The following is a 26,927-nucleotide window of genomic DNA, read 5'->3' on the forward strand; positions in this document are numbered from 1 at the left end:
ACGCAGCGATCGGCCACTCGCAGCCGGCAAGGTGCGTTCCGATGACGCACTTCGCGGTGATCACACCGCCTTTCTATAGTCATTTGCGCGCGATGGAGGCCATCGCCGCCGAATTGCTTGCTCGCGGGCATCGTGTGACGGTCGTGCAACAGGCGGATGTCGCTGCGGCATTGCGCCATCCATCGCTGGGCTTTCACCGGATCGGTGCCGGCTCACATCCGCCTGGCTCGCTCACCGCAGTGGTCGAACGGGCGGCACGTCCTGGCGGCCCTTGGGGCATACGTCGGGTCATCACAGATATGGCCGCTGCGACCGAGATGTACTGTCGAGAGGCGCCGGCCGTGCTGCGCGCCATCGGCGCCGACGCCATCATCGCAGATCAGATGGAGCCTGCTGGTGGGCTGGTGGCCGAGCATCTTGGGCTACCGTTCGTCTCGGTGGCCTGTGCGCTGCCGGTCAACCGCGAAGCGTTTGTGCCGCTGCCGGTGATGCCTTGGCGTTATCGGGCCACGGCCTGGGGCGAGCAGTTGAACCACCACAGCAGCCGCGTTTACGATCGGGCGATGCAAGCCCTTGCTGCAGTGATCGCGCGCTATGCCGCCGAGTTCGGCCTGTCGCCGCGCCAGCGCCTCGATGAATGCCTGTCGCCCTTGCTGCAGCTGAGCCAGACCACCACCGGCTTCGACTTCCCGCGTATTGGATTGCCAGACCACTTTCATTGTGTCGGCCCGCTGCGTTCGGCGTTGACTGAAGAACCTGCGCTGGACTTATCCGTCGTGAGCGGACGGCCGTTTGTGTTCGCTTCCCTCGGCACTTTGCAAGGTGATCGCTTCGGGCTGTTCACGCGCATTGCCGAGGCCTGCCGCGAGCTCGAGGTGCAACTGCTGATCGTTCACTGCGGCCGCCTCGATGTGCGGCAGGAAAAAAAGTTGCTACAGACCGGCGCCAGCTGGGTCACCGACTTCGCGCCGCAGCGTGCGGTGCTGGCGCGGGCCGATGCGCTGATCACCCATGCAGGGTTGAACACAGCGCTCGACGCGCTGGAAGCCGGTGTGCCGAGCCTGGCGCTGCCGATCGCCTTCGATCAACCCGGCGTTGCTGCGCGGATAGTCCATGCGGGCGTGGGGCTGAAGCTCGATCCGCGCCTGGCCAGCTGCCGAGGTATCGTACAGGCGCTACGCCGATTGTTGCGCGAGCCCGGTTTTGCCCAGCGTGCGCGAGGTCTGGGCGAGGAGATTCGCGCCGCCGGGGGTGCGCCGCGAGCGGCGCTGCTGATTGAACGGGCACTCGGCATTAAGTGGCCGGCAGTGCAGGGAGCCGAGCATGGCTGATGCGGACCTGATCCTCGTCGGCGGCGGTCTGGCCAACGGGCTGTTGGCGCTGCGGTTGCAGCAGCAGCGTCCGGACCTGCGTCTGCTGATTCTGGAACAGGGCGAAACCTTGGGCGGCAACCACACCTGGTCCTTTCACCAACACGACCTGACGCCCGCGCAACAGGCCTGGCTGGAGCCGCTCGTGGACAACCGCTGGCCGGCTTATGAGGTGATCTTTCCCAACCTTCAGCGGCGGCTGGACAGCGGTTACGCGAGCATCTTTTCGCGGCGCTTTCATCAGCACCTGATGGCCGAACTGGGCGACCGCGTGCGTCTGGGTACAGACGCCGCGGAAGTTGAGCCACAACGGGTGCGCCTGGCGTCGGGGGGCACCCTGCAAGCCGGCGCGGTAATCGATGGGCGCGGCGCGCGCCGGACCGCCCAGCTGGCGCTGGGCTTTCAGAAGTTCCTCGGTCAGGAGCTGCGCCTGCAGCAGCCTCACGGCCTGCAACAGCCGATCATTATGGATGCCAGCGTCGCCCAGCAGGACGGCTACCGGTTCGTCTACGTCCTGCCGCTCAGCGCTGATCACCTGCTGATCGAGGACACCTATTACGCCGACGGCGATGCCGTCGCACTCGACACCCTGCGAAACAACATCGAGCGCTACGCCGATGCGCGAGGCTGGCGCATCGCCGAACGGCTGCGCGAAGAGCAGGGTGTGTTACCCATCGTGCTTTCTGGAGATCTTCCTGCGTTCTGGGACGAGGCGGCCGGTGTGCCGCAAAGCGGATTGTCGGCAGCCTTGTTTCATCCCACCACCGGCTACTCGCTGCCCGATGCGGTGCGCCTGGCTGATCATCTGATCGCGCTGGATCGCTGGAATGCCGCTGAGCTATTCACGGCAATCCGCGACTATTCACTGGCGCAGTGGCGCCAGCGCGGCTTCTTCCGCCTGCTCAATCGCATGCTGTTCATGGCTGGCCCGGCAGATCGCCGCTGGGCGGTAATGCAGCGTTTCTATCGTCTGCGCGAGCCGCTGATTCAGCGCTTCTACGCCGCGAACCTGACCACCTGGGACCGCTTGCGCATCGTCTCGGGCAAACCTCCCGTACCGGTGGGCGAGGCGCTGCACGCGCTGGCCGCCCGTAATCTTCACAAGGACAAGCGATGAACGAGCCAGCAGGCGATGTACCCACGCGGGCCGTGGTGATCGGCGCCGGATTTGGCGGCCTGGCGCTGGCGATCCGCCTGCAACGCAGCGGCGTGCAGACCACGCTGCTGGAGAAACGCGACAAGCCGGGCGGCCGCGCCTACGTCTATCACGACCAGGGTTTTACCTTCGATGCCGGCCCGACGGTGATCACCGACCCGCAGGCCCTCGAAGAATTGTTCACCGGCGCGGGCAAGCGCATGGCCGACTACGTCGAGCTGCTGCCGGTCAGCCCGTTCTACCGGCTGTGCTGGGAAGACGGCTACAGCTTCGATTACGTCAATGACCAGGCGGAGCTGGACAGGCAAATCCATGCGTTGAACCCCAAGGATGTCGCCGGATACCAACGCTTCCTCGCCTATTCCCGTGCGGTGTACGAGGAAGGCTACGTCAAGCTGGGAACCGTGCCCTTTCTGTCGTTTCGCAGCATGATCGGCGTCGCCCCGCAGTTGGCCAAGCTGCAGGCTTGGCGCAACGTGTACAGCATGGTGTCGAGCTTTGTGGAGAACGACCGGCTGCGGCAGGCCCTATCCTTTCACTCTCTGCTGGTGGGCGGCAACCCATTCGAAACATCGTCGATCTACACGCTGATCCATGCGCTGGAGCGCCAGGGCGGCGTCTGGTTTCCGCGTGGTGGCACTGGTGCACTGGTGCAGGGCATGGTCCGGCTGTTCGAGGATATGGGTGGCACGCTGGAGCTGAACGCCGAGGTCGCTCGCATCGAACTGGTAGGAGGGCGAGCAAAGGCCGTGGTGACTCAGGATGGCCGCCGCTTCGAGACCGATGCTGTGGCGTCGAACGCCGATGTGGTGAATACCTACAAGCAGTTATTGGGCCACGAGCAGCGCGGACGTGACGAGGCGCAGCGGCTGAGCGGCAAGCGTTTCTCGATGTCGCTGTTCGTCATCCATTTCGGCCTCAAGCGACGCCATGAGCACCTGCAGCATCACACCGTGTGCTTCGGTCCGCGCTACCGGGAGTTGATCGACGAAATTTTCAAACGCGAAACCCTGGCCGACGACTTTTCCCTATACCTGCATGCACCCTGTGTGACCGACCCGTCGCTGGCACCTGAAGGCTGCGCCAGTCATTACGTGCTGGCGCCGGTGCCGCATCTGGGCACGGCCGATATCGACTGGACGGTGGAGGGGCCCAAGTACCGCGACCGCATCTTCGAATACCTCGAGCGTCACTACATTCCGGGCCTGCGCGAGGACCTGGTCACCCACCGGATCTTCACGCCGCACGATTTCCGTGACGAGCTAAACGCGCATCTTGGCTCAGCGTTCTCGCTGGAGCCAATCCTCACCCAGAGCGCCTGGTTCCGGCCGCACAACCGCGATGACACGATTCCTAACCTCTACATCGTTGGCGCCGGCACCCATCCCGGCGCAGGCGTACCCGGCGTGGTGGGCTCGGCCAAAGCTACAGCTGGATTGATGCTGGAGGATTTCGCCCGATGAACGATCAGGTCATCGATCACTCGACGCAAGCGATCAATGTCGGCTCCAAGAGCTTTGCTGCGGCGGCGAGACTGTTCGACGAGCGCACCCGCCAGAGCGCGGTGATGCTCTACGCCTGGTGCCGGCACTGCGATGACGTGATCGATGGCCAGATCCTCGGCCATGGCCAGGTCGACGGCGACCGCTCCACCGGCGAGGCGCGCCTCACCGAGCTGGTGGAGCTGACCGAACGCGCCTATGCCGGCGAGCCGATGAGCGATCCGGCGTTCGCCGCGTTTCAGCAGGTCATTCAACGCCACCAGATCCCACGGGAATATCCCTTGGAGCATCTGGCGGGCTTTGGCATGGATGTGCAGGATTATCAGTACCAGACCCTCGACGACACGCTGCTCTACTGCTATCGCGTCGCCGGCGTGGTGGGCCTGATGATGGCCAAGGTGATGGGCGCCGAAGCCGAGCCGACCCTGGATCGCGCCTGCGATCTGGGGCTGGCGTTTCAGCTGACCAACATCGCCCGCGATATCGTCGAAGATGCTCAGATCGGGCGTATCTATCTGCCGGCTGACTGGTTGGCCGAAGCGGGAATCCCGCCGGATGAAATTGGCCTGCCGCAGCACCGCGCTGCATTGTCGACCTTAGCGACGCGGCTGGTCGAACTGGCCGAGCCCTATTACCAATCGGCGGCGCAGGGGTTGCGTGATCTGCCATTGCGCTCGGCCTGGTCGATCGCCACGGCACATGGCGTTTATCGGCAGATCGGCATCGACGTGAAGGCGCGCGGCGCGGCCGCTTGGGATACGCGGGTCTCGACTAGCAAGGTGCAGAAGCTGCAATTTCTGCTCGGCGGTGGCGCGCTGGCGCTGGCCTCGCGGCGGATGCCGGTCAGGCCGCGTCCTGCTTCTTTGTGGCGACGTCCGCGCTAGCCCACAAGCAACCGTTGAAACCTGCGGCGCTAGGCTAGGCGGCGTTGAAAGCAACTTCGGAGTGCTCATTTGCAGCACGTAGACTCCGTTTTCTCAGCGCGCCCTGAGTGCATTCGCCTTGCCTGGCCATCGCTCGCTACGATTTCAGTGGCGGCTTGTTTTGCGCAGTGGTCCGTCATGCAACTCGCGCAATTGCTGTTTCAGGACGGCGAGTGGCGGCGCGTAAAGGAAGCCGAAGGATACGCAGCGTTCCTTGCCTTCCACTGCGTGGTGCAGACGATGAGCCTGGTAAAGACGCTTGAGGTACCCGTTGCGCGGCACGTAGCGTAGCGGCCAACGGTGATGAACCAGCCCGTCATGGGCAACGAAATACAGCAGGCCGTACGCGGTCATGCCGGCGCCAATCCACTCCAGCGGGCCGTAGCCGGCGGTGCCGAGCGCGATCAGCACGATCGCGACGCCAGCGAACACCACAGCGTACAGGTCATTCTTCTCGAACCAGCCACTGCGCGGCTCGTGGTGGGACTTGTGCCAGCCCCAGCCCCAGCCGTGCATCACATACTTGTGCGCCCACCAGGCGAACAGCTCCATGCCGGCCAAGGTGACGAGAAATACCAATGTATTGGTCAGCACGGTCATACCGATCCGTTCGCTTTGCAGATTGCACCAGTCTACTCGTTGGGCAGCGCCGGCCGGTGCGGCGCCGACGCTTGGCAGTGGCCTGTCTCAACGGTGCCAGCCGGCCCCCAGCGCCTCGGTCAGTTGCATCGCTGGAACGGCACGGCAGCCGCTGGTGTTCTGCCCCGCCCAGAGCGGCGAGAAATGATCGATCCCCAGGCTTTCGGTCTTGGCCCGCAGCGCACTGATCGCGTTGCCTGCCAGCGGAAACGCCGGCACCGCAGCGGGCCGAGGCCCCAGTTCGCGGATGATTCGATTGACCATGCCGCGTGCTGGTCGCCCGGTGAACAGCGTGGTCAGTACGGTGTGCCGCGCGGCGGGACTCTGCAATGCCTGACGGTGCAAGGGACTGGCGCGGCTCTCGTCACACAGCAGATAGGCGGTGCCGATCTGCACGCCCGCCGCGCCGAGCGTTTGCGCGGCAGCGACACCGCGCGCATCGGCGATCCCTCCGGCGGCGATCACCGGAATGTCCAGCGCGCCAACCAGCCGCGGCAACAGGGCGAAGGTGCCGATCTGGCCGTCGATATCTTCGCTGAGAAAGATGCCGCGATGACCGCCTGCTTCGACGCCCTGGGCGATCACCGCATCCACACCCTGTTCCTGCAGCCAGCGGCCTTCTTCAAGCGTCGTGGCGCTGGATAGGATCTTCGCGCCGGTGGCCTGTACGCGCTGCAGCAACTCGTGAGCAGGCAGCCCGAAATGGAAGCTGACAACAGGCGGGCGGTGCCGCTCGACCACCTCGGCCATCGCCGCGTCGAAGGGTTGGCGCGTGGCTCCGTTGGGGATGCTCGCCGGGTCGATTTGCAGCTCTTCGAGAAACGGCGCCAGCAGCGCCAGCCAGGCTTCGTGGCGTGCGGGATCGGCTGTCGGCGTCTGATGGCAGAAAAAATTGACGTTGTAGGGCTTGCGCGTCAGCGCGGCCATGGCTGTCAGTTCGGCATCCAGGGTCTCGGCATTGAGCATGCCGGCGGGAATCGAGCCGAGCCCGCCAGCCTCGGATACCGCTGCAGCGAGCTGATGGTTCTGCGATCCGGCCATCGGTGCCTGGATGACTGGCAGCGTGATCTGAAACAGGTCGCGAATGTCCATTGGAAGGTCCTGGTCTCTGGCTGGCGGGGTGCCACTGTAGCAGCCATCTGTCGTCGTTTTGCATGGCGTATCGCGCCCCCTGCGAAACAGGTCGCTGCGCAGTTAGACTGTGCGCTCTTCAGGAGTGCCCGATGAACTACCGCCACGCTTTTCACGCCGGCAATCACGCCGACGTCTTCAAACATCTCGTATTGTCCCGGCTGTTTGCCTTGCTGGCCCGCAAGGACGCGCCTCTTGCCTATCTCGACAGCCACGCCGGCGTCGGTCTGTATGACCTGGCCGGCGACCAGGCCAGTCGTACCGGCGAATGGCTGCAGGGTATTGCGCGGCTGTGGCAGGCCGAGGATGTCCCGGCGATGGCGAAGCCTTATCTGGATGTGATTCGAGCACTCAACCCTGACGGCGCCCTGCGTTACTACCCCGGCTCGCCAGAACTGGCGCGACAGCTGACACGCCCGCAGGATCGTCTGCAGCTCAACGAGAAACACCCCGAAGATGGCCGCCTGCTGAAAGACAACATGGCCGGCGACCGCCGCGTGGCGGTGCATTTGGGCGAAGGCTGGCATGTGCCGCGAGCGTTGATGCCGACCGCGGAAAAGCGCGTCGTGTTGCTGATCGATCCGCCATTCGAGAAGGCCGATGAGCTGAGTCGCTGTGTCCAAGCACTGTCCGAAGCGCTCGGCCGCATGCGCCAGACCATTGGCGTGATCTGGTATCCGATCAAAGATGAACGCCAACTCAGGCGTTTCTATCAGGATCTGTCGCGTAGCGGTGCGCCAAAACTGTTGCGCGCCGAACTGTTCGTCCACCCCACCGATGAGGCGCTGCGGCTGAACGGCTCGGGCCTGGCCATCGCCAACCCACCGTGGGGGCTGGAAGAGGAGTTGCGCGAACTGCTGCCTTGGCTGGCCACATTGCTGGAGCAAAGCGAGGGCGGCTGGCGGCTGGACTGGTTGATCGAAGAGGCCTGACCGCGGCGTAGCTGCCGTCTGTGAATCTGGTGCGCTAAAGCACACCCTACGGAAGCCACTCAGTTTGGTAGGGTGGGCTTCAGCCCGCCCAAGACGAGGTCGGTGCTTGCCTCGGTGGGTTGAAGCGGGACGCCTCCCGGCCCAACCCTACGGTGCGCCCAGCTTCCCGCTAAAACAACTTCAACGGCTCTTCCTGCAGCGCGGACATCTGCTCACGCAGAATCAGCACCTGATCGCCCCAATAGCGCTCCGTGCCAAACCACGGAAAGCTCATCGGAAAGGCCGGATCGTCCCAGCGGCGTGCCAGCCAGGCGCTGTAGTGCAGCAAGCGCAGAGCGCGAAGGGCTTCGATCAGTGGTAGTTCGCGTGGCGCGAAATCATGGAATTCGTTGTAGCCGTCAACCAACTCGGACAGTTGCCCGAGCCGCTCGTGACGCTCACCGGCCAGCATCATCCAGATATCCTGCACCGATGGGCCCATGCGGCAATCGTCCAGATCGACCAGATGGAAAGCGTCGTCGCGGGCGAGGATGTTGCCGGGGTGGCAGTCGCCGTGCAGGCGGATCGGCTGGAATTCGGTGCGGTTGAAGACCTCATCGACGCGCTTCAACAGATCGCGTGCCACCGACTCGTAGGCCGGCAGCAGGCTTTTCGGCACGAAGCCACCATCGAGCAAGGTCGCCAGCGATTCGTGACCGAAGTGCTGAGCATTCAACGTTTCGCGGTGTTCGAAGGGCCGGCTGGCACTGACCGCGTGCATGCGGCCGAGTAATTGGCCCAAGCGATAGAGCTGGTCGAGATTGCCCGGCTCCGGCGCGCGCCCTCCGCGACGGGGAAAGAGCGCGAAGCGAAAACCGGCATGCTCGAACAGTGTTTCGCCGTTGCGCTCCAATGGCGCCACCACCGGAATCTCGCGGTCAGCCAGTTCAATGGAAAACTGATGCTCTTCGAGGATCGCCTCGTTGCTCCAGCGGCCTGGGCGGTAGAACTTCGCGACCACAGGTGCGTCATCTTCGATGCCCACCTGATAGACCCGGTTTTCATAGCTGTTCAACGCCAACACGCGCGCATCGCTGATAAAGCCCGCACTTTCCACCGCATCGAGCACAAGGTCAGGCGTGAGAGTGTCGAAGGGATGGCTCATGGTCGGCTCCGCGAATGGGCCGGTCAGTGTATTGCACCCGGGCTTTTAAACAACCGCATGGCTTGCCGCAAGTCTAGGCTGGCGCAATCGCCGGGAGGGGCTGTCCGTGAAAGCGGTGCCATGTAGGACGAAACATGCGGAGCCTGGGTTCGCGCGCATGGCTCGCTCCGCTCGTGGTTTCAGGTATCCCCCGGCTTCGGCGTGCGCGCCAGACAATACACATCGACTCGTACAGCGCCGGCGCGTTTCAACAGACGAGCCAGTGCTTCGGCAGTGGCGCCGGTAGTAAGTACGTCGTCGACGATTGCGATGTGACGTCCGGCGAGTCTCTCTTGGTCAGCCAGGCGAAACGCTTGTCGCAAATTTCGGCGCCGGCTCGCAGCGTCGAGTTGTTGTTGCGATTGAGTGTCCTGAACCCGTTGCAGCAGTTGCATATCGACCGGGACCGCCAGTGCCGGGCTCAGCCAGTCGGCGATCATTTTCGCCTGATTGAAACCTCGCTTTCGCAGCCGCTTGCGCGCCAGCGGGACCGGCAGAAGCACGTCGGGACGCGGCAGACCTTCGGCGTAGGCGTGTTGCAGATGGCGAGTCAGCTGCTCCGCCAGCAATCTCCCCAGCGGCCAGCGTGACTGGTGCTTGAAGCGGGTGATCAGGCTGTCTACGGGAAAGGCGAAGCGCCAGGGTACTGCGACGTGATCGAAGGTGGGTGGGCGTTTGAGGCAGTCGCCACAGATCAGGCCTGACGTTGGTAGCGGCAGCGCGCAGATCGAGCACTGCCCGTCGAGCCAAGGCAAATCGGCTTCGCAGGGCGCGCACAGCGATTGGTCGGCTTCGCAGCGTTCATCGCAAAGTTGGCAGTAGTGCTCATATTTTAACCAGTCGTAAACCATGATTCCTTTCCAGGTTGACAGCCACATCGCCTTGGCTAACCATTTCGCATCCGTGCCAGGCCGCCGAGCCGCTATTAATTACAAGGAATGCCCATGAGCGCCACCGCCGCTTCCGTTACCCGTCACGACTGGAGCCTCGCCGAAGTCAAGGCGCTCTTTGAACAACCGTTCAACGACCTGATCTTCCAGGCTCAGGGCGTGCATCGCCAGCACTTCGATGCCAACCGCGTCCAGGTTTCGACATTGTTGTCGATCAAAACTGGCGCCTGCCCGGAAGACTGTAAGTACTGCCCGCAGTCGGGCCACTACAACACCGGCCTTGATAAAGAAAAACTGATGGAAGTGCAAAAGGTGCTGGATGCCGCGGCTGACGCCAAAGCCATCGGTTCGACGCGCTTCTGCATGGGCGCGGCCTGGAAGCATCCGTCCGCCAAGGACATGCCCTACGTATTGAAAATGGTCGAGGGCGTGAAAGCCCTGGGGTTGGAAACCTGCATGACCCTCGGCAAGCTCGATCAGGAACAGACCAAAGCACTGGCGGCGGCGGGCCTGGACTATTACAACCACAACCTCGACACCTCGCCTGAGTTCTACGGCAACATCATCACCACCCGCACCTACGCTGACCGTCTGGAGACCCTGAGCTACGTGCGCGAGTCGGGGATGAAGATCTGCTCCGGCGGCATCCTCGGCATGGGTGAATCGCTGGACGACCGCGCCGGCCTGCTGATCCAACTGGCCAACCTGCCGGAGCATCCTGAATCGGTACCGATCAACATGCTGGTCAAAGTGAAAGGCACGCCGCTGGCCGAGGAGCAGGACGTCGATCCCTTCGACTTCATTCGCATGCTCGCCGTGGCGCGGATCATGATGCCCAAGTCCCACGTGCGCCTGTCGGCTGGTCGCGAGCAGATGAACGAGCAGATGCAGGCCCTGGCCTTCCTCGCCGGCGCCAACTCGATTTTCTACGGCGAAAAGCTGCTGACCACCGGCAACCCGCAGGCCGACAAGGACATGCTGTTGTTCAAGCGCCTGGGCATCCAGCCCGAAGCGCGTGAGGAGCACGATGACGAAGTGCATCAGGCCGCCATCGAGCAGGCGCTGGTCGAGCAGCGCGATTCGAAGCTGTTCTATAACGCGGTCGTATAAACACGGAGCTGGAAGCCTTAAGCCGGAAGCGTGAAGCGATTCGGCGCCGCTTCCAGCTTCAGGCCTCCAGCTTCGAGCTTATTCATGTCCTTTGACCTGCAATCCCGCCTCGCGGCCCGCTGTGCCGAGCATCTTTACCGCCAACGACCCTTGCTGGAAACACCGCAGCAGCCGGAAGCGACCGTCGATGGCGAGCGGCTGCTGGCTTTCTGTTCCAATGACTATCTGGGGCTTGCGAATCACCCCGAGGTGATCGCCGCGATGCAGCAGGGCGCGGCGAAATGGGGCGTCGGCGGTGGCGCCTCGCATCTGGTGATCGGCCACAGCACGCCGCATCACGAGTTGGAAGAGGCGCTGGCGGAATTCACCGGACGGCCGCGTGCGCTGCTGTTTTCCACTGGCTATATGGCCAATCTTGCAGCTGTCACGGCGTTGGTGGGGCAGGGCGATACGGTGCTGGAGGATCGCCTCAACCATGCTTCGCTGCTCGATGCCGGCCTGCTGTCCGGCGCGCGTTTTTCCCGATACCTGCACAACGATACGGCTAGCCTGGCCAAGCGACTAGAGAAGGCTAGCGGTAATACGCTGGTGGTCACCGATGGTGTGTTCAGCATGGACGGCGATCTGGCCGACCTGCCGACGCTGTGCGCTGAGGCCAAGCGCCGCGATGCCTGGGTGATGGTCGATGACGCCCACGGTTTCGGCCCGCTGGGCAAAACCGGCAGCGGCATCGTCGAACATTTCGGGCTGGGCATCGATGACGTGCAGGTTCTGGTCGGCACCCTAGGCAAGGCCTTCGGTACGGCGGGCGCTTTCGTTGCCGGCAGCGAGGAGCTGATCGAGACGCTGATCCAGTTCGCTCGGCCCTACATCTATACGACTAGCCAGCCACCGGCCGTCGCCTGTGCAACGCTCACGAGTCTCGAATTGCTGCGCCGTGAAGGCTGGCGCCGTGAGCACCTAAACTGGGTGATCGCCCGCTTCCGCCAGGGCGCCGCCGACATCGGCCTGACTCTGATGGACAGCCCGACGCCGATCCAGCCGATTCTGGTCGGCAGCAGCGAGCGGGCCCTGGCATTGTCCGCTGCGCTCAAGGCGCGCGGCATTCTGGTCGGCGCGATCAGGCCGCCCACCGTGCCGGTCGGCAGTGCGCGGCTGCGCGTGACCTTCAGTGCGTTGCACAGCGAGGCGCAGGTGGAACGACTGCTGGATATCCTGGCCGAATGCTGGAATCGATTGGCCGAGGAGCCTGAAGCGGATGCGTGATCAGCTGATTTTGCTGCCTGGATGGGCGTTCGGCCCGGCTGCGTTGCAGCCTTTGTGCGAGGCACTGACCGAGCTCGCACCGGATATTGAGGTGATCATCGAACCCTTGCCCGAGCTGGCAGACGCCAATGCCTGGTTCGATGAACTCGACCGGCGTGTACCACACGACAGCTGGCTGGCCGGCTGGTCGCTGGGCGGCATGCTCGCCGCTCAGCTGGCGGCGCGACGCCTGGATACCTGCCGCGGGTTGATCACCATCGCCAGTAACCCCTGCTTCCGCGCCCACCCGCAATGGCCGGAAGGCATGGCGCCGGAAATCTTCGATGCCTTTCACGAGGCGTTCCGGCTCGATCCTGAAGAAACTCTCAAGCGCTTTCGTTCGTTATGCAGCCGTGGTGGTTACGATCCGCGAACGCTGGCGCGCCAGCTGCTGGTCAGCCAGTCGGAGTCTGCGCCGGCCGTGCTGGACGCCGGCCTGCAGTTGTTGGCGGAGCTGGATGGGCGCGCGGCCCTGCATGGTTATTTTGGTCGTCAGCTGCATCTGTTCGCCGATGGTGACGCACTGGTTCCGGCGGCCGCCTGCGATGCGTTGCGGCGCTGGATGCCCGGAATAGAGACCAAAATGATTCCAGGCGCGAGCCATGCGCTGGCTCTGGAACGCGCTGATGATGTCGCGGCGGAGATGGTGGCATTTATCAGAGGCAGCGCTGTATGAGTGAATGGGTTGCGGTGACGCCTGCCAATGCCGCATCCGGCCTGCCGGACAAACGCCTGGTCGCCGCATCGTTCTCCCGTGCCGCCGCTAGCTATGACGCCGTGGCCGAGCTGCAGCGCACCGTCGGCAGCGTATTGATCGAACGGTTGCCGACTGATCTGCAACCCTCGCGCTGGCTCGATCTGGGTGCAGGCACCGGTTACTTTTCGAGGGTTTTGGCGAGTCGCTTTTCTACAAGCGAAGGTGTCGCGCTGGATATCGCCGAAGGTATGTTGCGCCATGCACGGCCTCAAGGCGGCGCGGCTGCGTTCATTGCCGGCGATGCTGAATGCCTGCCGCTGCGAGATGCATCGGTCGATCTGGTCTTTTCCAGTCTGGCGCTGCAATGGTGTGAAGATTTTTCCGCCGTACTGAGCGAGGCGAAAAGGGTGCTGCGTCCAGACGGCGTTCTGGCCTTTACCAGTCTGTGCAGCGGCACCCTGCAGGAGCTGCGCGACAGCTGGCAAGCAGTGGACGGTTTTACCCACGTCAATCGCTTTCGTTCCCTGGAGGTTTACCAGCAGCTCTGCGCCGCCAGTGGATTGCGGCTGGACCGGCTCGATGTCGAGCCCCAGGTGCTGCACTTCGCCGAGCTGCGTCAGCTGACCCATGAGCTCAAGGCGCTCGGTGCGCACAATCTGAATCCCGGTCGTTCCGGCCGTCTTACCGGCCGTGCGCGCATTCGCGCATTGATTGATGCGTACGAGCAGTTCCGCACACCGAGCGGGCTGCCGGCGACCTATCAGGTGGTATACGGCGTGTTGCGCAAGGATTTCTGAGATGACCGCGGTTTTTTTCGTCACCGGTACCGATACCGAAGTCGGCAAGACCACCGTCGCCGCCGGGCTGCTACATGCGGCGCGGCTGGCGGGGCACAGCACGGCTGCGGCGAAGCCGGTGGCGTCGGGGTGCGAGATGTCCCTTGATGGGTTGCGCAACAGCGACGCGCTGGCGTTGCTCGGCGAATGCACGCTGCCGCTGCGCTACGAGGAGGTCAATCCGTTCGCCTTCGAGCCGGCCATTGCGCCGCATCTGGCCGCGCGCGAAGCCGCTGTCGAATTAAGCGTGGCGGCGCTCGCGAAGCCGGTTCGGCAGATATTGGCGTTGCAGGCACAATTCTCGCTGGTGGAAGGCGCCGGCGGTTGGCGCGTGCCGCTGGCCGGTCGCGAAAGTCTGTCCGATCTCGCTGTGCAGCTGGGATTGCCGGTGATTCTAGTCGTCGGGGTTCGCCTGGGCTGCATCAATCACGCTTTGCTCACGGCCGAGGCCATCGAGCGCGACGGGTTACGGTTGGCGGGCTGGGTTGCCAACATCGTCGATCCGGCAACGTCGCGGCTGGAGGAAAACCTCGCCACGCTGACCGAGCGGTTGCCGGCGCCTTGCCTCGGGCGGGTGCCGCACCTATCCGAGGCGTGTCCCGCCGACGTTGCGCGCTATCTGGATATCGGGCCGCTCATCCCGGCTTGTTGATGCTTCAGGTCCGCTTATAACGATGCGTTACTGGCGGCTGAGTTTCAGCTCTGCTTCAATGATGGCGAATTGACTACCTGGAAGTCGCACATGCAGATCTCCAATCTTCTCTCTTCCGGTCTGGCCGCTTTCCAGGCCGGCCAGCAGCGCGTCGATGATGCCGGCGCTGCGATCGCCGCCGATACGTTGCCGGTTGCCGAAAATTCTCAAACAGTCGCCGATGCCGTCGAGCTGACCGAGCAGCTGATCCAGATGAAGGTCAGCGAGCACGCGGCGAAAGCCGGCGCACGGATGTTGCAGAGCGCAGATGAAGTGCTTGGCACTTTAATTAATACCAAAGCCTGACTCCCTCCGGTCGGTCTCTCCGAAATCCTTCCATCCTCGGGCTGTTGCTGTTTCGCTGTGAGCCGTGTTGCTGCGCGGTATGGCGTTTCTTGTCGTTTGTTTGAAATGACCAAGCAATGGACAGCCCCTACGGGCCATCTCTTTCTAGACTCTCATTAGTAGGGCGCTCCGACCAACGGCGTTCTGGCCCCTGCTTGACATCGCGCAGGGCGAAACGTATGTTTCAAACGCCTGTTTGACCTGCCATGTGGCGGTCACTATCCAAACCAAGAGTGGCCGGTCGGTCACCTGAATCAAAGAGCCCACCGCTGAGGTTTACGCTATGCCTGATTACAAGGCCCCCTTGCGCGATATCCGTTTCGTACGTGACGAACTGCTCGGCTACGAAGCGCACTATCAGAGCCTTCCGGGTTGTGAAGACGCCACCCCGGACATGGTCAATGCCATTCTCGACGAAGGCGCCAAGTTCTGTGAGCAGGTCATCGCCCCGCTGAATCGCGTCGGTGACCTCGAAGGCTGCACCTGGAGCGAGTCGGGCGTAAAAACGCCGACCGGCTTCAAGGAGGCCTACCAGCAGTTCGTCGAAGGCGGCTGGCCGAGCCTGGCCCACGACGTCGAGCATGGCGGTCAGGGCCTGCCGGAGTCGCTGGGCATGGCCATCAGCGAGATGGTCGGTGAAGCCAACTGGTCCTGGGGCATGTACCCCGGCCTGTCCCATGGCGCGATGAACACCCTGCACGCCCACGGCACGCCCGAGCAGCAGGCCACCTATCTGACCAAGCTGGTATCCGGCGAGTGGACCGGCACCATGTGTCTGACCGAGCCGCACTGCGGCACGGACCTGGGCATGCTACGCACCAAGGCCGAGCCTCAGGCCGACGGCAGCTACAAGATCAGCGGCACCAAGATCTTCATCTCCGCGGGCGAGCACGACATGGCCGACAACATCGTCCATATCGTACTGGCCCGTCTGCCCGATGCGCCGCAAGGCACCAAGGGCATTTCGCTGTTCATCGTGCCCAAGTTTTTACCAAAAGACGGCCTGCCGAACGCCGAAGGCGGCGTCGGTGAGCGTAACGGCGTGTCCTGTGGCTCGCTGGAGCACAAGATGGGCATCCACGGCAACGCCACCTGCGTGATGAACTTCGACAGCGCTACCGGCTTCCTGATCGGCCCGCCGAACAAGGGCCTGAACTGCATGTTCACCTTTATGAACACCGCGCGTCTGGGCACCGCTCTGCAGGGCCTGGCCCATGCCGAGATCGGTTTCCAAGGTGGTATCAAGTACGCTCGCGAGCGTCTGCAGATGCGTTCGCTGACTGGTCCCAAGGCGCCCGAGAAAGCCGCTGACCCGATCATCGTCCATCCGGACGTGCGCCGCATGCTGCTGACCATGAAGGCCTTCGCCGAAGGCAATCGCGCGATGCTCTATTTCGCCGCCAAGCAGGTCGACATCACTCAGCGCAGTCAGGACGAGGAGCAGCGCAAGGCCGCAGATGCAATGCTGGCCTTCCTCACTCCGATCGCCAAGGCGTTCATGACCGAAGTGGGCTTCGAAGCCGCCAACCACGGCGTGCAGATTTACGGTGGGCACGGCTTCATCGCCGAGTGGGGCATGGAGCAGAACGTACGTGACAGCCGTATCTCCTGCTTGTACGAAGGTACTACTGGCATTCAGGCACTCGACCTGCTGGGCCGCAAGGTGCTGATGAGCCAGGGCGAAGCGCTGAAGGGCTTCACCAAGGTGGTGCACAAGTTCTGCCAGGCCAACGAAGGCAACGAGTCGATCAAGCAGTTCGTCGAGCCGCTGGCCAAGCTGAACAAGGAGTGGGGCGATTTGACCATGAAGGTCGGCATGGCTGCGATGAAAAACCGCGAAGAAGTCGGTGCCGCTTCGGTGGATTACCTGATGTACTGCGGTTACGCCTGCCTGGCCTACTTCTGGGCCGACATGGCGCGCCTGGCGTCCGAGAAGATCGCAGCCGGCGAAGACAGCGATGGCTTCTACACCGCCAAGGTGCAGACGGCGCGCTTCTACTTCCAGCGCATCCTGCCGCGCACTCGCACCCACATCGAAACCATGCTGTCCGGTGCTGACAACCTGATGGATATGGACGAGGCTCACTTCGAGCTGGCGTACTAAGGTTGTGCTGAGCTGAGATCCGTTGCCTTGGCAATGGACTCAGCTGATGACGAACCCCGCTAATCGCGGGGTTTCGCCTTTATAAGGCAGTCGTTATGAAGGCGTGCCGTGGAGCGATCGGATAGACCACCGATAGCCGCGTGACGCGCTACCGTCGTTACTTGAATCACTGCTTCGCCGGTGGCCTTCAATCCGAGCAAAAGGTGCTCACGCTCGATCTGAGGTGATCGCCTGATCGAGTTAATGGCACAATGCCTGGTTCTCGCGACCATCTGCCGGAGCCGTCGTGCCTCGCCTGAATGCTGCACGCCTTGTTAGTCATCTGTATGCACCGCTGGCCTTGCTATTCGGCTCGCTGATCGCTGCGCGGCAGACGAATCTCAACGAGTTCTTCACATCGCTGTTCAACGTACTGCCGACTGTTCTGCTATTGCTCGGTGGCGCGTTCTGTATCGCCTATGCCCGGGTCCGCGAGGGCTTTCTGTTGTTGGTGGTCTATCTCGTCTATTTTTTGCTGGATACCCAGGTCGATCATTACCGGCTTACAGGCGCTTTATTGCCGGAAGCCGCATTGACGTTTCATCTCTGCAGCCTGCTGTCGCCTGCGCTTTACGGGCTCTACGCGCTGTGGCGTGAACGTGCTCATCTGCTGCAAGACGGTTTGGCGCGCCTCGCTGTGCTGTTTGCCGTGTCGGTGTTGGCGCTGGCCTTGGCGCGACGGTTCCCCGAGGCCACGCTCGACTGGTTGGTAGAGATTCGTTGGCTCTCCCTGCAGACGGACTGGTTGTCACTGATCCAACTGGCCTATCCGGTTTTTCTGGTGGCGCTGACTGGCTTGCTGGTGCAATACCTGCGGCGTCCGCGCCCGGTGCATGCTGCTCAGTTCGTCGCGCTGATTGGTTTGCTGCTGATGCTGCCGCAGGTGTTCAGTCGGCCGGGCACGCTCAATGTTATGAGTAGCCTGCTGATGTTGATGCTGGTGGTAGCGATCGCGCAGGAGGCCTACCAGATGGCGTTTCGTGACGAGCTGACCGGCCTTCCCGGGCGCCGGGCGCTCAACGAACGGCTACAGCGGCTGGGGCGCAATTACGTCATCGCCATGGCCGATGTGGATCGCTTCAAAGCGTTCAATGACACCCATGGCCATGACGTCGGCGACCAGGTGCTGCGACTGGTTGCGAGCCGGTTGCGCAAGGTGGGCGGCGGCGGGCGTGCCTATCGTTACGGCGGCGAAGAGTTCGCGCTGGTGTTTCCGGGCCGCGATCTGGAGCATTGTCTGGTGCATCTGGAGGCCGTCCGGCAGGCGGTCGAGGACTATCCATTGCAGCTACGGGATAAGTCGAATCGGCCAAAGGATGCGGAGCGAGGGCGGCAGCGTCGTGGTGCCAGTTCGGCGGCGTCAGTCTCGGTGACCATCAGCATTGGCGTGGCCGAGCGGCTGATCACGCAGCGCAGCCCGGAGGAAGTTATCAAAAGCGCTGATCAGGCGCTTTATAGCGCCAAGAGTGCAGGGCGCAACTGCATTCGCTCGCATGGCGAGAATCGGTGTGGCGCGGTACGGACGGCAAAGCGTTCGGCCGCTGATACCTAGCGGCCGTGGCGACGCAATCACGCCACCTCAATGGCGCCAGCATGAGAACCAGTCGGTCACTTTAAGACGCTTCGGGCGCCGATTGGTCTTCAGTTAGACTCGCAAAACTCCTGCGGCCAACCGGCCCGGCGTCATGTTTTCTGCGAGGTCTCTCCCATGGCTGATTACAAAGCACCGTTGCGCGATATGCGATTCGTCCTGAATGAAGTCTTCGATGCCCCGAAGCTCTGGCAGACGTTGCCAGCGCTGGCTGAGGTCGTGGACGCGGAAACCGCCGATGCCATTCTTGAGGAGGCGGGCAAGATCACCGCCAATACCATCGCCCCGCTCAACCGCAGCGGCGACGAGGAAGGCTGTCACTGGACCGATGGCGCGGTCAGCACGCCGGCCGGTTATCCCGAAGCCTATCGCCTGTATGCCGAAGGTGGCTGGGTCGGCGTGGGTGGCGACCCGGCCTACGGCGGTATGGGCATGCCCAAGGCGATCTCGGCTCAGGTCGAAGAAATGATGAACTCCGCCAGCTTGGCATTCGGCCTCTATCCGATGCTGACCTCTGGCGCCTGCCTGTCGGTCTACGCCCACGCCAGCGAAGAGCTGAAACAGAAGTATTTGCCGAACATGTATGCCGGAACCTGGGCTGGCTCGATGTGCCTGACAGAGCCGCATGCCGGCACGGACCTGGGCATCATCCGCACCAAGGCCGAGCCGCAGGCCGACGGCACCTACAAAGTCAGCGGGACCAAGATTTTCATTACCGGCGGGGAACACGACCTGACCGAGAACATCATTCATCTGGTGTTGGCCAAGCTGCCGGATGCGCCGGCCGGCTCGCGTGGTATCTCGCTGTTCCTCGTTCCCAAGGTGATGGTCAATGAGGACGGTTCGCTGAGCGAGCGCAATTCGCTGTCTTGCGGTTCCATCGAGCACAAGATGGGCATCCAGGCTTCGGCGACCTGCGTGATGAACTTCGACGGTGCGACCGGCTGGATGGTCGGCGAGCCGAACAAGGGCCTGGCGGCGATGTTCACCATGATGAATTACGAGCGGCTGGGCGTCGGCATCCAGGGCTTGGCGACCGGCGAGCGTTCCTACCAGAGCGCCATCGAATATGCGCGTGAGCGCGTGCAGAGCCGCGCTCCGACCGGCCCTGTCGCGCAGGACAAGGTGGCCGATCCGATCATCGTGCACCCGGACGTTCGGCGCATGCTACTGACAATGAAGGCGCTGAACGAGGGTGGCCGCGCATTCTCCAGCTACGTTGCGTTGCAGCTGGATATCGCCAAGTTCAGCGAGGATGCCGAGGCGCGTCAGCGCGCCGAAGCGCAGGTCGCGCTGCTGACGCCGGTGGCCAAGGCGTTCCTCACCGACATGGGGTTGGAAACCACGGTGCATGGCCAGCAGATATTCGGCGGTCATGGCTTCATTCGCGAGTGGGGCCAGGAGCAGCTGGTGCGCGACTGCCGTATTACTCAGATCTACGAGGGCACCAACGGTATTCAGGCGCTGGATCTGCTGGGGCGCAAAGTTGTGGGCAGCGGCGGTGAGCTCTACAACGCTTTTGCAGAAGAGATTCGAAGCTACTGCGCTACGACAAGCGCCGAGTTGGACGAATTCGTCGCGCCGCTCAAGGCTGCGCTGGAAAATCTCGATGAGCTCACTGCGTTCGTCCTAGATAGCGCCAAGCGCAACCCTAATGAAATAGGTGCCGCCTCGGTCGAATATCTGCATGTGTTTGGCTACACCGCGTACGCCTATATGTGGGCTCGCATGGCGGGCGCTGCGTTGGGTAAGGAAGGACAGGACGATTTCTATGCCAGCAAACTCGGCACGGCACGTTTCTTCTTCGCGCGCCTGCTGCCCCGTATTCATTCGCTGAGCGCATCGGTCCGGGCGGGAAGCGACTCGCTCTATCTGCTCGACGCAGCACAGTTCTGAACGCTTAACCCGTAAAGGCACAATGAAATTAATTAGCCAGCTCTGGGAACAAGGCGCCACTACGCCAGTCATAGTTCCGCATCGTTTGTAGTCAATGGCTTACAGAGTGACCTAGGGAAGGGTTTTCTGTAAGTCTTTGCTTACAAATCGCGGTGCAGATGGCTACTACAGGTTTATTCGGCTGAACGGTAGTCTTTTGCGCTGTGGACGCCGCGTAGGGAAGCGCATAGAAAACACGGAAGCGTAGCGGAACGACGCCAGGAAGGCGCAAGTCACGGATGTCAGGATTCAGTCTGCAAAGGCCCCGCTTCGGCGGGGTTTCTTTTTTTGCGGAACCCTTTCGCAAAGACTGGCAAGAAGCATCGCCCGAGCACTGCTGCGTGATGCTCAGGCATTAATGCTTGAATCTCAGAGTGGCATGCAGACGCCAGTGCTACCCAGTCCACAGTAACCGCCCGGATTCTTCGCCAGATATTGCTGGTGATAAGCCTCGGCGTAATAGAACGCAGGGGCTTCAGCAATCTCCGTGGTGATGCCGCCAAGCCCATGCCTGGTCAACTCTGCCTGGAAACGCTCCTCGCTGGCACGCGCTTCGTTCAGTTGGGCTTCGTCGAGGCAGTAGATCGCCGATCGATATTGGGTGCCAATATCGTTGCCCTGCCGCATGCCTTGGGTCGGATTGTGCGCCTCCCAGAATAGCTTGAGCAGTTCGCGGTAACTGATTTGCTGTGGGTCAAAAACGACCAGCACGGCCTCGGTGTGCCCGGTGAGGCCGGAGCAGACTTCTTCATACGTGGGGTTTGGCGTGTGGCCTCCGGCATAGCCCACCGCGGTGGTCCAGACGCCAAATTGCTCCCAGAACCGCCGCTCCGCCCCCCAGAAGCAGCCCATGGCGAACAGTGCCTGCTGCAAGTGGGCCGGGAAGGGTGGCTGTAGCGGGTTGCCGTTGACGAAATGCGCCTCGGGTACCGGAACCGCGGTGGCACGTCCGGGTAGCGCCTGTCCGGCATCGGGTAGCGCCTGTTTTTGAACATGAATTTGTGAGCGCAGAGTCATGATGATCCTCGAGCCTGGAGTAGGGAGCTGCTGGGAGCCTAGGCTATCAAGCGGACAATACCAAAACGCTGCCGCCAGTCTGTACGCTGACGAAAGGCTCAGATCCAGTGCGGATAACGGCTGAGCGAGCCGACGAGCTGGGTGCCGGGTATGGGTTTGTCGAATAGGTAGCCCTGGCCGATATCGCAACGCTGATGGCGCAGAAACGTCAGCTGCTCGGTGGTTTCGATGCCTTCGGCGACGACTTTCAGATTGAGGTTGCGGGCCATGGCGATCACCGCAGAAGTGATTTCGATATCGTCCTGGTTGCCGGGAATGTCCTTGATGAAGCTTCGATCGATCTTGATGACGTCGATGGGAAACTTCTTCAGATAGCTCAACGATGAGTAGCCGGTGCCGAAATCATCCATCGCCAGCGTTACACCGAGCGCCTTCAGGCCAATCAGCTGCTGGCGTGTCTCCTCGGTGGCTTCGAGCAAAAGGCTTTCGGTCAGCTCCAGCTCCAGGCAGCCCGGGGGCAACTGAACTTCGGAAAGAATGGCGGCAATCGAGTCAACCAAATCAGGGTCGGAGAACTGTTTCGGTGAAAGGTTTATCGCCATCTGCGGCGCGCCGATGCCCAGCGCCGCGAGCTTCATTCCCATCCGACACGCTTCGCGCGCGACCCACTTGCCAATCGGGATGATCAGCCCGGTTTCTTCGGCAACGCTGATGAACTGATCCGGGCGGATCATGCCCTTTTCCGGGTGATTCCAGCGCAGCAGCGCTTCCAGCCCTTGCAGTCGCCCGGTCCGCAGGCAAAGCTTGGGTTGGTAGAAAACTTCGAGCTCGTTCTGCGCCAGCGCGCGGCGCAGATTGTTTTCCACGAACAGCTTGTAGTTGGCCTCGGCATGCAGGGCTTCGGTGAATACCTGCACCTGATTCTTACCGTTGGCCTTGGCTTTGTGCAGGGCCTGGCCGGCGTGTTTCATCAGGGTTTCTGGATCGTGGCCGTGCAGCGGGGCGCAGGCCAGACCCAGGGAGCCGCTGACACTGATCAGCTGCTTGTCGACGAACAGTGGCTTTTCCAGAATACGCAGCACCTGATTGGCCAGGTGCTGGCCTTCTTCGAGGTCCATGCCGTCGAGCAGGAGTGCGAATTCATTGCTGGCGAAGCGTGCCAGCACGCTATCGCGGCTCAGGCTATTACGCAGGCGCCGCGCGAGGCTGGCCAGCAGCTTATCGCCGGTCTGGTGGCCAAGGCTGTCATTGATGCGCTTGAAATTGTCGATGTCCACCAGCAGCAGGCACAGCTGCGGAGTCTTGTCGTTGGCGAAGCGCTCTTCGATGCTGCGAATGAAGAAGGGGCGATTGCCGAGGCTGGTCAGGTTGTCGGTATAGGCCAAGCGTTCGATGTGTTGCTGCGCCAACTTGCTATGGGTGATGTCTTCGTAGATGCCGATGTAGTGGGTCAGCTCGCCGTTTTCGCCATACACCTTAGAGATCGAGAGCTGGCCCCAGTACGGCTCGAGATCCTTGCGTCGGCTGCGAAACTCGCCTTGCCAGCTGTTGCTTTTCGCTAGATTGGATGAGGTGTCGAAAAGCAGCTCGCCGAGGTTTTCCAGCGCAGTCAATTCCGTGAGGCGACGTCCGCGGACCTCATCGGCGGCAAATTGGGTGATGTCGGTGAAGCTCGGATTGACGTAATCGACCACGCCGTTCTTGTCGACCAGAATGAAGGCGCTTGCGCTTTGCTCTACTGCGCGCTTGAACAGATGCAGTGTATGGGTGGCGCTAAGTCTTTGCTGGTTGGCCAGCACCTGCGCGTATTGATCGGCCAGTTCGCCGACGAAAGCCACCTCATCGGCATGCCAGTTGCGCGCATTGCCCGAATGCTCCAGACAGAGCACGCCAATGACCTCACCGCCAACCCGAATGGTCGCATCCAATATGGAAATGATACTTCGTGGCCTGAAAAGGCTTTCGGTGAGTTCTCGGGTGCGGGGGTCTTCGTTGACGTTGGCTACGTCGAGGGCTCGACCGCTGTGCAGTGCCTCCAGGTAGCGGGGGCACACAGCGATATCCAGCGTGGGAGGGTGCTCGTAGCTGTCGTTATCGCGTCGATATATGGCGACGGCTTCGAGCTGGTCACCGTTCAGGTGCCAGATCGCCGCTCGGGCGATCCCATAGGCTTCGCTGGCGGCCTGGGTGATCAGCTGTGCCGCTTCGAGCTGGGGGTTAGCCGAGCTGTAGCGGTGCCGTGCCAGGCGCACGATCAAGCTCTGTTGCGCGCGTGAGCGAATCAGATGCTCGAGATGCACATCGGGGGTTTTCTGATAAAGGTCCCCCGACAGCTTGAGCATGGAGTTTTGCAGCTGCGGAGTCGCTTCAGCTGAGCAGGCTTCGACGATCAGGTAGCCGCGCAGCAATTCCCGACCATACTGTTGGCACGGCTCGCCGATTTCCAGCAGCTCCAGCGAGCCGATCGCCGCATGCACGCAATAACGAATGGAGTAGTGGCCTTGGGCGCTTAGCTGTGCTTGGACGACGTCATGCATGTGCAGGCGCGTCGCCGGTTCCATCAGGCTGGCGTACGGTGAGTCGATCAGCGAGCATAACTCGTGCGCCGGTTGGCCCAGGTGACGTTCGCAAGCGGGATCCAGATAGAGCAACGCCCAGCTGGACTCGTTCAAACGCTCGAAACGCAGCATCCCGAGCCTGGAAGGCACTGGCAACTGCGTCACAACCTCGGTCGCCAAACGGCTGGCGGCATCGGTATGTATTTTCATCGAGCGGTTTGCTTCCAGTATGCTGCGGGAGCCGCTTCGCTAGCCGCTGTTGACGGCATTTTTGCGGTGGCGATGGCTAAATAATATTAAATTACGGCAAGGGTGCATCATGCGACAGGGACTGACAAGTCGGCTTTCGAAGTTACTGCTGATCTCACTTCTTCTGGCTACCAGCGTATCGCTGCAAGCTGATGAATCACCCGCCTTGAGCTCGGATGAATCGGCCAATTACCTGGCCGAGCTGAAGGCGCTCTATCTTACCTCGGATGAGCGAAAAGCCCTGCTTGCGCATAGCAATGCCTTGCTTGAAACCCACGGGCTAAAGGCCGCGTACCAGGTTGGGCAGGCCAATCCGCAGGATCTGTCCTATCGCCTGAGCGTGGGCGCGCCGGGTGAATTACGCATCCGCGAAGAGAGGCGAGATGCGTCCGGCAACATCGCTGTGCGCAACAGCAGCTTTTCGGTGTTCGGAATGGACCCTTATTTACGCTATCAATGCCCGCCACAAGGGATTGTTTGCGTCTTTACCAGCCCGGCCGATGGGGACCCCTGGCTGACCATATTGCGTGATCCCGCCGGAGCTGAAGAGCTGGCAAAAGCCTTGTCTTTCCTGTTCCGCAATCTGCAGAAAGGATAGGAACCGTCAAAGCCGCAGTAGAAAACAAAAAGCCCCAAGCTTTCGGGGCTTGAGGCTTCGGCGCTGAGCTTGAAGGAACAGCCCCGCCGGATGGCAGGGCTGTTCCGACTCACACGATCACAACAGCATCGTGCGGATGTCCGCCAGCAGCTCGGACAGACGCTTGGTGAAGCGCGCCGCCGCGGCACCGTTGATCACGCGGTGATCATAGGACAGCGACAGCGGCAGCATCAGGCGCGGCTGGAACGCACTGCCGTCCCATACCGGCTGCATGGTTGCCTTGCTGACACCCAGGATCGCCACTTCCGGCGCGTTGACAATCGGCGTGAAGCCGGTACCGCCAATGTGGCCGAGGCTGGAAATGGTGAAGCAGGCGCCCTGCATGGCATCCGGTGAAAGCTTCTTGTTGCGCGCCTTTTCGGCCAGCTCCGCCGCTTCGCCTGCCAGTTGCAGCAGGCTCTTTTGATCGACGTTGCGAATCACCGGGACCATCAAGCCGTCCGGCGTATCGACGGCGAAGCCTACATGCACGTACTTCTTGCGGATCACTGCCTTGCCGCTGGGGGCTAGCGAGGCATTGAATTCCGGCAGTTCCTTGAGCAGGTGCGCGCAGGCCTTGAGCAGCAACGGCAGTACGGTCAGCTTGACGCCGGCCTTTTCCGCGATTGCTTTCTGCGCGACGCGGAAGGCCTCCAGCTCGGTGATGTCAGCCGATTCGAACTGGGTCACGTGCGGCACGTTGAGCCAGCTGCGGTGCAGGTTGGCGGCGCCGACCTGCATCAGGCGGGTCATTGGCACTTCCTCGACTTCACCGAAGCGGCTGAAGTCGATGGTCGGGATCGGCGGAATACCCGCTCCGCCCGTAGCGCCTTCTGCCGGCGCCTGCTTGGCCTTGCTCATCATGTTCTTGACGTAGGCCTGGACGTCTTCCTTGAGAATTCGTCCCTTCGGCCCGGTGCCCTGGACATCGGCCAACTCGACACCGAATTCGCGCGCGGTCATGCGTACCGCTGGGCCGGCGTGCACCTTTGTGCCGGCCTTGCTTGGTCCGCTTACTACGGGCGGCGCCGTTGCGGCCGCCTGGGCTTCTGGCACGCCCTGCTTGTTCGGCGCGACAGCCTGCTGCTGCGGTGCCGCTTCCTCGCGTTTGGCCTCGGGTTTCTTCGCCGGCGCGGCGCCTTTCACTTTCAGTGTCAGGATCAGGTCGCCGGTCTTGGCTTCGTCGCCGACCTTGATCGACAGCGACTCCACGACACCGGCCTTGGGCGCCGGGATTTCCATGCTGGCCTTGTCAGACTCGAGCGTGATCAGCGATTGATCCGCCTCGACGCTGTCACCGGCTTTCACCATGACTTCGATGACATTGGCGGCGCCGCTGGAGCCAATGTCCGGAATGCGGACTTCTTCCACGGATTCGCCGGCCGGCTCGGCCGCTGACTCTTCAGCTGCTTCCGATTGCTGCGCCTTGGGCTTTTCCGCCGGCGCGCTGGCTGCAGTTGCAGGCTTGCTGGTTGCCGCGCCCTTGAGGATTAGGATCAGATCGCCAGTGCCGACTTCGTCGCCCACCTTGACCGAAATACTCTCGACGACGCCCGCCGCCGGAGACGGAATCTCCATGCTGGCCTTGTCGGACTCCAGGGTGATCAGCGCTTGCTCGGCCTCGATGGTATCGCCGGCCTTGACCGAGATTTCGATCACGCTGGCTTTGCCCGAGGAGCCGATGTCCGGCACCTTGATTTCTTGGGATTCGCCTTCCTCCGCCGAGGCCGAAGCATTTACGTCACCCGGCGGTGTCGGTGCTTCGGTCTCGTCGGTCGGGCCACCGCTGGCGGCGCCGGCAGGCTCGTCGGCCTTTTCAGTCGGAGCTGCAGCTTCTTCGCTACCTTCGCTTTCCAGCTCCAGTAGCTCGTCGCCCTCCTTCAACCGATCACCCATCTTGACCTTCAGGCTCCTCACCACGCCAGCCTTGGGCGCGGGAATTTCCATGCTGGCCTTGTCGGATTCGAGCGTCAGGATGCTCTGGTCGGCTTCGATACGGTCGCCGACCTTGACGAACAACTCGATTACTTCACCCTCACCGCTGCCGATGTCGGGTACGCGTATGGTTTCACTCACAATAGGTTCTC

At 62.1% G+C, this 26,927-nt stretch carries 22 protein-coding genes; 15 read left to right on the forward strand and 7 right to left on the reverse strand.

The genetic code is table 11. The features are described 5' to 3' along the window. Positions 1 to 41: 41 nt before the first annotated feature. Genes E0D86_RS08720 through E0D86_RS08735 form a run of 4 tightly spaced genes read left to right on the forward strand, consistent with a single transcriptional unit; the run spans position 42 to position 4,912 of the window. Complete coding sequence (locus E0D86_RS08720; RefSeq protein ID WP_131649614.1) at positions 42 to 1,331, forward strand: glycosyltransferase; 1,290 nt, start codon at positions 42 to 44, stop codon at positions 1,329 to 1,331. Continuing rightward, positions 1,324 to 2,487: a lycopene beta-cyclase CrtY gene (crtY, locus tag E0D86_RS08725; protein ID WP_131649615.1), complete on the forward strand. Its 1,164-nt coding sequence runs from the start codon at positions 1,324 to 1,326 to the stop codon at positions 2,485 to 2,487. The genes E0D86_RS08720 and crtY overlap by 8 nt, the downstream gene beginning before the upstream one ends. Beyond that, a complete protein-coding gene (locus tag E0D86_RS08730) occupies positions 2,484 to 3,989 on the forward strand; it encodes a phytoene desaturase (protein ID WP_131649616.1) in 1,506 nt (501 codons plus the stop codon). Before crtY ends, E0D86_RS08730 begins: the two co-directional genes overlap by 4 nt. Continuing rightward, positions 3,986 to 4,912: a phytoene/squalene synthase family protein gene (locus E0D86_RS08735; protein ID WP_131649617.1), complete on the forward strand. Its 927-nt coding sequence runs from the start codon at positions 3,986 to 3,988 to the stop codon at positions 4,910 to 4,912. Before E0D86_RS08730 ends, E0D86_RS08735 begins: the two co-directional genes overlap by 4 nt. Positions 4,913 to 5,056: 144 nt before the next feature. Here E0D86_RS08735 and E0D86_RS08740 read toward each other — a convergent pair whose 3' ends face one another. Both E0D86_RS08740 and E0D86_RS08745 read right to left on the reverse strand, forming a co-directional pair. Then, positions 5,057 to 5,551 carry a sterol desaturase family protein gene (locus E0D86_RS08740; protein ID WP_131649618.1) on the reverse strand — a complete coding sequence of 165 codons (495 nt, stop codon included), beginning with the start codon at positions 5,549 to 5,551 and terminating at the stop codon, positions 5,057 to 5,059. 87 nt (positions 5,552 to 5,638) lie between these two features. Further along, positions 5,639 to 6,682 carry a nitronate monooxygenase family protein gene (locus E0D86_RS08745; protein ID WP_131649619.1) on the reverse strand — a complete coding sequence of 348 codons (1,044 nt, stop codon included), beginning with the start codon at positions 6,680 to 6,682 and terminating at the stop codon, positions 5,639 to 5,641. 131 nt (positions 6,683 to 6,813) lie between these two features. On the opposite strand from E0D86_RS08745, the gene E0D86_RS08750 reads away from it, so the two are divergent. Next, entirely contained in the window at positions 6,814 to 7,653 is an 840-nt protein-coding gene (locus E0D86_RS08750; protein ID WP_131649620.1) for a 23S rRNA (adenine(2030)-N(6))-methyltransferase RlmJ, read from the forward strand. 169 nt (positions 7,654 to 7,822) lie between these two features. On the opposite strand, the gene E0D86_RS08755 is transcribed toward E0D86_RS08750, so the two are convergent. Further along, positions 7,823 to 8,797, reverse strand: coding sequence for a serine/threonine protein kinase (locus E0D86_RS08755; RefSeq protein WP_131649621.1), 975 nt, complete (start codon positions 8,795 to 8,797; stop codon positions 7,823 to 7,825). A 179-nt stretch (positions 8,798 to 8,976) separates the two neighbouring features. Next, the gene (locus tag E0D86_RS08760; RefSeq protein WP_131649622.1) at positions 8,977 to 9,687 is read right to left on the reverse strand and encodes a ComF family protein; all 711 of its coding nucleotides are present in this window, start codon (positions 9,685 to 9,687) and stop codon (positions 8,977 to 8,979) included. A gap of 93 nt (positions 9,688 to 9,780) precedes the next feature. On the opposite strand from E0D86_RS08760, the gene bioB reads away from it, so the two are divergent. The 9 genes from bioB to E0D86_RS08805 all read left to right on the forward strand — a co-directional run bounded on the left by bioB (position 9,781) and on the right by E0D86_RS08805 (position 20,340). Continuing rightward, on the forward strand, positions 9,781 to 10,836 hold the full coding sequence (gene bioB, locus E0D86_RS08765; protein ID WP_131649623.1) for a biotin synthase BioB: 1,056 nt from the start codon (positions 9,781 to 9,783) through the stop codon (positions 10,834 to 10,836). An 84-nt stretch (positions 10,837 to 10,920) separates the two neighbouring features. Continuing rightward, entirely contained in the window at positions 10,921 to 12,102 is a 1,182-nt protein-coding gene (gene bioF, locus E0D86_RS08770) for an 8-amino-7-oxononanoate synthase (RefSeq protein ID WP_131649624.1), read from the forward strand. Continuing rightward, positions 12,095 to 12,817, forward strand: a complete 723-nt coding sequence (locus E0D86_RS08775; RefSeq protein ID WP_131649625.1) for an alpha/beta fold hydrolase — start codon at positions 12,095 to 12,097, stop codon at positions 12,815 to 12,817. Before bioF ends, E0D86_RS08775 begins: the two co-directional genes overlap by 8 nt. Continuing rightward, entirely contained in the window at positions 12,814 to 13,635 is an 822-nt protein-coding gene (gene bioC / locus E0D86_RS08780; protein ID WP_131649626.1) for a malonyl-ACP O-methyltransferase BioC, read from the forward strand. The genes E0D86_RS08775 and bioC overlap by 4 nt, the downstream gene beginning before the upstream one ends. Position 13,636: 1 nt before the next feature. Beyond that, entirely contained in the window at positions 13,637 to 14,326 is a 690-nt protein-coding gene (gene bioD, locus E0D86_RS08785) for a dethiobiotin synthase (protein ID WP_131649627.1), read from the forward strand. A gap of 90 nt (positions 14,327 to 14,416) precedes the next feature. Beyond that, positions 14,417 to 14,671, forward strand: coding sequence for a hypothetical protein (locus tag E0D86_RS08790; RefSeq protein WP_131649628.1), 255 nt, complete (start codon positions 14,417 to 14,419; stop codon positions 14,669 to 14,671). A gap of 322 nt (positions 14,672 to 14,993) precedes the next feature. Next, the gene (locus E0D86_RS08795) at positions 14,994 to 16,814 is read left to right on the forward strand and encodes a phenylacyl-CoA dehydrogenase (protein WP_131649629.1); all 1,821 of its coding nucleotides are present in this window, start codon (positions 14,994 to 14,996) and stop codon (positions 16,812 to 16,814) included. Between the two features lie 286 nt (positions 16,815 to 17,100). Continuing rightward, on the forward strand, positions 17,101 to 18,405 hold the full coding sequence (locus E0D86_RS08800; RefSeq protein WP_131649630.1) for a diguanylate cyclase: 1,305 nt from the start codon (positions 17,101 to 17,103) through the stop codon (positions 18,403 to 18,405). Positions 18,406 to 18,561: 156 nt separating this feature from the next. Beyond that, on the forward strand, positions 18,562 to 20,340 hold the full coding sequence (locus E0D86_RS08805) for an acyl-CoA dehydrogenase C-terminal domain-containing protein (protein WP_131649631.1): 1,779 nt from the start codon (positions 18,562 to 18,564) through the stop codon (positions 20,338 to 20,340). 408 nt (positions 20,341 to 20,748) lie between these two features. On the opposite strand, the gene msrA is transcribed toward E0D86_RS08805, so the two are convergent. Both msrA and E0D86_RS08815 read right to left on the reverse strand, forming a co-directional pair. Beyond that, positions 20,749 to 21,396, reverse strand: a complete 648-nt coding sequence (msrA, locus tag E0D86_RS08810; protein ID WP_131649632.1) for a peptide-methionine (S)-S-oxide reductase MsrA — start codon at positions 21,394 to 21,396, stop codon at positions 20,749 to 20,751. Positions 21,397 to 21,494: 98 nt separating this feature from the next. Further along, a complete protein-coding gene (locus tag E0D86_RS08815; protein ID WP_131649633.1) occupies positions 21,495 to 24,164 on the reverse strand; it encodes a bifunctional diguanylate cyclase/phosphodiesterase in 2,670 nt (889 codons plus the stop codon). Between the two features lie 109 nt (positions 24,165 to 24,273). Between E0D86_RS08815 and E0D86_RS08820 the strand changes: the two genes are divergently transcribed. Further along, the gene (locus E0D86_RS08820; RefSeq protein ID WP_131649634.1) at positions 24,274 to 24,801 is read left to right on the forward strand and encodes a hypothetical protein; all 528 of its coding nucleotides are present in this window, start codon (positions 24,274 to 24,276) and stop codon (positions 24,799 to 24,801) included. A gap of 117 nt (positions 24,802 to 24,918) precedes the next feature. On the opposite strand, the gene aceF is transcribed toward E0D86_RS08820, so the two are convergent. Further along, positions 24,919 to 26,916 carry a dihydrolipoyllysine-residue acetyltransferase gene (gene aceF, locus E0D86_RS08825; protein WP_131649635.1) on the reverse strand — a complete coding sequence of 666 codons (1,998 nt, stop codon included), beginning with the start codon at positions 26,914 to 26,916 and terminating at the stop codon, positions 24,919 to 24,921. Positions 26,917 to 26,927: the final 11 nt, after the last annotated feature.

Source organism: Pseudomonas sp. IC_126 (assembly GCF_004331835.1).
Taxonomy (GTDB): Bacteria; Pseudomonadota; Gammaproteobacteria; order Pseudomonadales; family Pseudomonadaceae; genus Stutzerimonas.

Bases quoted from the DNA above. Each gene is read 5' to 3' on its own strand.
- E0D86_RS08720 (WP_131649614.1), top strand. From the start codon at position 42: ATGACGCACTTCGCGGTGATCACACCGCCTTTCTATAGTCATTTGCGC.
- crtY (WP_131649615.1), top strand. From the start codon at position 1,324: ATGGCTGATGCGGACCTGATCCTCGTCGGCGGCGGTCTGGCCAACGGG.
- E0D86_RS08730 (WP_131649616.1), top strand. From the start codon at position 2,484: ATGAACGAGCCAGCAGGCGATGTACCCACGCGGGCCGTGGTGATCGGC.
- E0D86_RS08735 (WP_131649617.1), top strand. From the start codon at position 3,986: ATGAACGATCAGGTCATCGATCACTCGACGCAAGCGATCAATGTCGGC.
- E0D86_RS08740 (WP_131649618.1), bottom strand. From the start codon at position 5,551: ATGACCGTGCTGACCAATACATTGGTATTTCTCGTCACCTTGGCCGGC.
- E0D86_RS08745 (WP_131649619.1), bottom strand. From the start codon at position 6,682: ATGGACATTCGCGACCTGTTTCAGATCACGCTGCCAGTCATCCAGGCA.
- E0D86_RS08750 (WP_131649620.1), top strand. From the start codon at position 6,814: ATGAACTACCGCCACGCTTTTCACGCCGGCAATCACGCCGACGTCTTC.
- E0D86_RS08755 (WP_131649621.1), bottom strand. From the start codon at position 8,797: ATGAGCCATCCCTTCGACACTCTCACGCCTGACCTTGTGCTCGATGCG.
- E0D86_RS08760 (WP_131649622.1), bottom strand. From the start codon at position 9,687: ATGGTTTACGACTGGTTAAAATATGAGCACTACTGCCAACTTTGCGAT.
- bioB (WP_131649623.1), top strand. From the start codon at position 9,781: ATGAGCGCCACCGCCGCTTCCGTTACCCGTCACGACTGGAGCCTCGCC.
- bioF (WP_131649624.1), top strand. From the start codon at position 10,921: ATGTCCTTTGACCTGCAATCCCGCCTCGCGGCCCGCTGTGCCGAGCAT.
- E0D86_RS08775 (WP_131649625.1), top strand. From the start codon at position 12,095: ATGCGTGATCAGCTGATTTTGCTGCCTGGATGGGCGTTCGGCCCGGCT.
- bioC (WP_131649626.1), top strand. From the start codon at position 12,814: ATGAGTGAATGGGTTGCGGTGACGCCTGCCAATGCCGCATCCGGCCTG.
- bioD (WP_131649627.1), top strand. From the start codon at position 13,637: ATGACCGCGGTTTTTTTCGTCACCGGTACCGATACCGAAGTCGGCAAG.
- E0D86_RS08790 (WP_131649628.1), top strand. From the start codon at position 14,417: ATGCAGATCTCCAATCTTCTCTCTTCCGGTCTGGCCGCTTTCCAGGCC.
- E0D86_RS08795 (WP_131649629.1), top strand. From the start codon at position 14,994: ATGCCTGATTACAAGGCCCCCTTGCGCGATATCCGTTTCGTACGTGAC.
- E0D86_RS08805 (WP_131649631.1), top strand. From the start codon at position 18,562: ATGGCTGATTACAAAGCACCGTTGCGCGATATGCGATTCGTCCTGAAT.
- msrA (WP_131649632.1), bottom strand. From the start codon at position 21,396: ATGACTCTGCGCTCACAAATTCATGTTCAAAAACAGGCGCTACCCGAT.
- E0D86_RS08815 (WP_131649633.1), bottom strand. From the start codon at position 24,164: ATGAAAATACATACCGATGCCGCCAGCCGTTTGGCGACCGAGGTTGTG.
- E0D86_RS08820 (WP_131649634.1), top strand. From the start codon at position 24,274: ATGCGACAGGGACTGACAAGTCGGCTTTCGAAGTTACTGCTGATCTCA.